Source organism: Kineococcus glutinatus, from assembly GCF_039542765.1.
Taxonomy (GTDB): Bacteria; Actinomycetota; Actinomycetes; order Actinomycetales; family Kineococcaceae; genus Kineococcus_A; species Kineococcus_A glutinatus.
On sequence record NZ_BAABIL010000630.1, the window covers coordinates 1 to 5,410 of the forward strand.

Below are 5,410 nucleotides of genomic sequence, written 5' to 3' on the forward strand. Positions count from 1 at the left end.
GTGCTGGGCACCGCTGTGGCTGGCCGAGCGCGCCGTCTGCGTGTGGCTGGCCCTGGGGGCGCGGGCGCGCGGCGGGGTGCGCTACTCCGGTTCCCGGCTGCGGTACGCGACCCGCCCACCGCGACCGGGCCCCGCGCTGGCGCTGCTGCCGGCCGGGGCCGGGGGTGCGGACCCGGCGGGGACCGGTCCGGCTCGCGGGCGCCAGCCGTCTCCGACAGGGTGACGGGCATGGCTTTCGGAGTGTGGGCGCCCGGCGCCGGGCGCGTGGACCTGGTGCTGGGGACCGGAGACGACGTGCGGACGATCCCGCTGCAGCGCACCGACGATCCCCGCCCGGGGTGGTGGAGCCCGCCGCCGGACGCGGCCGCGGCGCAGGTGGAGGGTGCGCGCTACGCGTTCTCCGTCGACGGCGGCGACCCGACCCCCGATCCGCGCACGCCGTGGCAGCCGGACGGCGTGCACGCGGCCAGCGCGGTGCTCGACACGTCGGCGTTCGCGTGGACGGACGCCGGCTGGTCCGGCCGCGACGCGCGCGGGGCGGTGTTCTACGAGATGCACGTGGGCACCTTCACGCCCGAAGGCACCTTCGACGCCGCGATCGGCCGCCTGGGGCACCTCGTCGACCTCGGGGTGGACGTCGTGGAGGTCCTGCCCGTCTCGGCCTTCGACGGGCGCTGGGGCTGGGGCTACGACGGGGTCGCCCCCTACGCGGTGCACCAGCCCTACGGCGGGCCGCACGCCTTCGCGCGCTTCGTCGACGCCTGCCACGCCCGAGGCCTGGCCGTGGCGCTGGACTGCGTCTACAACCACATGGGGCCCAGCGGGAACTACCTGTCGCGGTTCGGGCCCTACTTCACCGACAAGCACGACACCCCGTGGGGGCAGGCGGTCAACCTCGACGACGACGGCTCGCAGGAGGTGCGCCGCTGGATCGTGGACAACGCGCTGCGCTGGTTCCGCGAGTTCCACGTCGACGCGCTGCGGCTGGACGCCGTGCACGCCCTCGTCGACGACTCCGAGGTCCACGTGCTCGCGCAGCTCGCCGACGAGACCGCGGCGCTGGCGGCACAGCTGGGCCGGCCGCTGTCGCTGGTGGCCGAGAGCGACCTCAACGACCCCGTGATGGTGACGGCCACCGGTGCGGGCGGGCTGGGGATGACGGCGCAGTGGGACGACGACGTCCACCACGCGCTGCACGCCACCCTCACCGGGGAGCGGCAGGGCTACTACGGCGACTTCGGGTCGCTGGAGGTGCTGGCCACCACGCTGACGGAGGCGTTCTGGCACGCGGGGCGGTTCTCCACGTTCCGCGGTGAGGAGTGGGGCGAGCGGGTGGACCGCGGGAGCGTCAGCGGCCACCGGTTCCTCGGGTACCTGCAGACGCACGACCAGGTCGGCAACCGCGCGGTGGGCGACCGCATCGGCGCCCTGCTGTCCCCCGGGCGGCTCGCCGCCGGGGCGGCGCTGTACCTGACGGGCCCGTTCACGCCGATGGTGTTCATGGGCGAGGAGTGGAACGCCTCGACGCCCTGGCAGTTCTTCACCGACTTCCCCGACCCGGAGCTGGGGAAGGCGGTGAGCGAGGGGCGTCGCGGGGAGTTCGGCCAGCACGGCTGGAACGCCGAGGACGTGCCGGACCCGCAGGACCCGGCGACCAGGGAGCGCTCGGTGCTGCGCTGGGAGGAGCTGGAGCGGGGTCCGCACGCGGCCGCGCTGAGCTGGTACCGCGCGCTCATCGCGCTGCGCCGCACCGAGCCGGACCTGCGCGACGGCGACCTGTCGGCGGTCGCCGTCGACACCGGCGCCGGTTCCGGCGAGGGCGACGAGGGCTGGCTCGTGGTGCGCCGCGGGCGCTTCCGCGTCGTGGTGAACCTCGGCCCGGAGCGGGAGGTGCTGCTGGACGCGCCGGCCGCGCGGGTGGTGCTCGCCGGCACGGACGCGGGCCCGGGCGGCGCGGAGCTCACGGCGCAGGGCGTGCGCCTGGGCGGGACGGGCGCCGCGATCGTCGAGCTGGCGTGAGCGGCGCACCGGAACCGGACCAGGTGGACGCGCTCGCCGCGGCGGACCTGCCGCCGGGCGAGCGCATCCGGCGCGCGGCGGTGCTGCTGGCGGGCCTGGCGCAGTCCGGGCTCGCCTTCACCGCCGACGACCCGGCCAAGGACTACGACACCTCCCGCTACACCCTCATGCGCCAGCTCGCCGCGGAGGTCCTCGCCGCGCAGTCCGGCGCCGACCGCGACGAGCTGCTGGTGGAGCTGGGCCGGGACTCCGGCTACGCCACCCCCAAGGTGGACGTGCGCGCGGCCGTGCTCGACGAGCGGGAGCGGTTCCTGCTGATGCGCGAGCGCAGCGACGGGCGCTGGTCGCTGCCGGGCGGCTGGGCCGACCCGGGCGACCGGCCCGGGCAGGCGGCCGAGCGGGAGGTGCTGGAGGAGACCGGCCACCCGGTGCGGGCGGTGAAGCTCGTCGCGGTGTGGGACCGCGACGCCCGCGGGCACACCCCGCCGCTGCCGGTGGCGGTGCACAAGCTGTTCTTCCTCTGCGAGCGCACCGGGGAGCCGCGGGCCCCGCAGACGCTGGAGACCCTCGACGTGGGTTGGTTCGGCATCGACGAGCTGCCGCCGCTGTCGCTGGGGCGGGTGCTGCCCAGCGAGCTGGAGGTCCTGCTGGCCCACCACCGCGACCGGTCGCTGCCCACCGAGTGGGACTGATCGGGAGGTCCTGCGCGCGCTAGAGTCGCCGCCTTCCTGCGAACTCCTCGCAGGAAGGCGGCCCGGCCGGGCCGGTGGACGCGCACGGAGGCCGCTGTGACCCCATCCGACCCCGCCGCCACGGGCGTCGCCCGCGGCGGCGCCACCGCCCCTGCGCTCGGCGCCGGCGCCCGCTGGAGCCGCCGGGACACCCGGGTCCTGGCCCGCCTGCTCGCCGTCGTCGGCGGCCTGCACGTCGTCGGCTGGGGCGGGGTGGCCCTGCTGGCCCCGCAGCACCACACCGTCGGCGGGCAGGTGTTCGGCTTCGGCCTGGCGCTGACCGCCTACGCCTTCGGGGTGCGCCACGCCTTCGACGCAGACCACATCGCGATCATCGACGGCACCACCCGCAAGCTCACCGCGGACGGCCAGCGACCGCTGTCGGTGGGGTTCTGGTTCTCCCTGGGCCACTCCAGCGTCGTCTTCGCCATGGCCGTCGTCGTCGCGGCCGGGGCGAGGTTCGCCTCCACCCTCGTCACCGACGGCACGAGCGCCAACCACGCCCTCGGCGTCGTCGGCACGACCGCGGCGGGGGTGTTCCTCTGGGTCATCGGGCTGGTCAACCTCGCCGCCCTCGTCGCCGTGCTGCGGCTGCGCCGCGGCGTGGTCAGCGGCCGGATCGGCACCGAGGAGGCCGCGGCCTCCCTGGAGGTGCCCGGCGCGCTGGCGAGGCTGCTGCGCCGCGCCACCCGCAGCATCCGCTCGCCCCGCCAGGTCTACCCCGTCGGCCTGCTGATGGGCCTCGGGTTCGACACCGCCACCGAGGTGGCCCTGCTCGTCCTGGCCGGCACCGCGGCGGTGACGCTGCCCTGGTACGCCGTCCTCGTGCTGCCGGTGCTGTTCGCCGCCGGCATGAGCCTGTTCGACACCCTCGACGGGGCGTTCATGAACGTCGCCTACGACTGGGCCTTCGCCGAGCCGCTGCGCAAGCTCACCTACAACGCCGCCGTCACCGGGTTGTCCGTGGCCGTGGCCCTCGGCATCGGCACCGTCCAGCTCGTCGGCGTCGCCCACGAGGAGCTGGGCCTGGCCGACGGCCCCACCACGTGGATCAGCGGCCTCGACACCTCGTGGGTGGGCATCGCCCTCGTGGTGGTCTCCGTCCTGCTGTGGGGCGCGGCGCTGCTGTGGTGGCGCCGGCGCACCCCGGGGGCGGCCCGCACCTGACGGCACCGCCCGCCCCCGACGCACCGCCCGCACCGCCCGCGTGGGTGCTCAGCCCGCCCGGGCGGCGCCGTCGCGGGCCAGCGCCGACAACCGCGACACCGCGCGCAGGTACTTCTTGCGGTAGCCGCCGGTGAGCAGCCGCTCGGTGAACACCCGGTCGAAGGGGACCCCGGAGGCCACGACGGGGATGTCGCGGTCGTAGAGGCGGTCGGCGAGCACCACCAGGCGCAGCCCCACCACGTCGTCGGCCACCGTGGAGACCCCCCGCAGGCAGACGGCGGCCACGTCGGTGACCATCGCGCCGTAGCGGCTCGGGTGGACCCGCGCCAGGTGGGCCAGCAGCTCCCCGAAGTCGTCGAGGGTGGCTCCCGGCCCGGCCGCGGCCGCCGCGGTGACGGCGCGGTCGTCCAGCGGCGCCGGCGCGGCGGGCAGACCGCGGTGGCGGTAGTCCTCCCCGTCGACGCGCAGCACGTCGAACTGCGAGGCCAGCGCCTGGATCTCGCGCTGGAAGTCCTGCGCGGCGAAGCGGCCCTCGCCCAGGGCGTCGGGCAGGGTGTTGGACGTCGCGGCCAGCCGCACCCCGGCGTCCACCAGCTCGCGCATCAGCCGCGACATCAGGACCGTGTCGCCGGGGTCGTCCAGCTCGAACTCGTCGATGCACACCAGCGCGTTGCCCGCCAGGGCCTGCACCGCGGGGCGGAAGCCGAGGGCGCCGACGAGGTTGGTGTACTCCACGAACGTGCCGTACGCCGCCGGGCGCCCGCCCTCGGTGGCGACCTGGTGGAACAGCGAGGACAGCAGGTGCGTCTTGCCGACGCCGAAGCCGCCGTCGAGGTAGCGCCCCGGGGACTGCACCTCGCCGCGGCGGCCCAGCAGCCTGCCGAGCAGCCCCCCGCCCCCGGCCCCGCCGCGGGCCGCCAGGACGCCGCGCCCGAAGGCGCTGAGGCCCTCCACGGCCTGCGCCTGGGTGGGCTGGGCCGGGTCGGGGACGTAGCCGTCGAAGCGCACGGCGCTGAAGCGGGGCGGCGGCACCAGCTCGGCGACGAGCTGCTCCGGGGGCACCCGCGGGTCGCGGTCGGCGAGCCGGGCCACGGCGGGGTCGGCGGCGGTCACCCGCACGAGCGTAGTGAGCGCGCCCGCGGCACCGGCCGACAGGTCCGGGCCGGCGTCCGCCCGGTCCGGCATCCGGGACGGTCGTCCGGATCGTGGGACGTGCGTCCGCGCTGTGGGACACTCGCCCGCACGGGAACGCCACCGCCACCACCGGCGTTGCCGCTGGTCGGGAGCGCGGGCGCCCCCGCGCACGACCCGTTCACGACGACCCGGGAGGACAGCCGTGGCCCTGCCGCACGACCCCGATGCCAAGCTCGCCGAGTACGCCCACCCCGAGCGGCTCGTCACCACCGCGTGGCTGGCCGAGCGCCTCGGGCAGGCCGGCCTCGTCGTCGTGGAGAGCGACGAGGACGTGCTGCTCTACGACACCGGCCACATCC

The 5,410-nt window shown here is 76.3% G+C and carries 4 protein-coding genes and 2 pseudogenes; 5 read left to right on the top strand and 1 reads right to left on the bottom strand.

The window, feature by feature from the left end; genetic code table 11:
* From ABEB16_RS19295 to ABEB16_RS19310, 4 genes and pseudogenes are all read left to right on the top strand, one after another.
* Positions 1-223 (top strand): annotated as a pseudogene (locus ABEB16_RS19295) (hypothetical protein); the annotation flags it as partial.
* A 5-nt stretch (positions 224-228) separates the two neighbouring features.
* Entirely contained in the window at positions 229-2,019 is a 1,791-nt protein-coding gene (treZ, locus tag ABEB16_RS19300) for a malto-oligosyltrehalose trehalohydrolase (protein WP_345713830.1), read from the top strand.
* On the top strand, positions 2,016-2,711 hold the full coding sequence (locus ABEB16_RS19305; protein WP_345713831.1) for an NUDIX hydrolase: 696 nt from the start codon (positions 2,016-2,018) through the stop codon (positions 2,709-2,711). The genes treZ and ABEB16_RS19305 overlap by 4 nt, the downstream gene beginning before the upstream one ends.
* Before the next feature lie 96 nt (positions 2,712-2,807).
* A complete protein-coding gene (locus ABEB16_RS19310) occupies positions 2,808-3,917 on the top strand; it encodes a HoxN/HupN/NixA family nickel/cobalt transporter (RefSeq protein WP_345713832.1) in 1,110 nt (369 codons plus the stop codon).
* Positions 3,918-3,965: 48 nt separating this feature from the next.
* Here ABEB16_RS19310 and zapE read toward each other — a convergent pair whose 3' ends face one another.
* Positions 3,966-5,102 (bottom strand): cell division protein ZapE, encoded by a 1,137-nt coding sequence (gene zapE / locus ABEB16_RS19315; protein WP_425560259.1) that lies wholly within the window; start codon positions 5,100-5,102, stop codon positions 3,966-3,968.
* Positions 5,103-5,253: 151 nt separating this feature from the next.
* On the opposite strand from zapE, the pseudogene ABEB16_RS19320 reads away from it, so the two are divergent.
* A pseudogene (locus ABEB16_RS19320) lies at positions 5,254-5,410 on the top strand (sulfurtransferase); the annotation flags it as partial.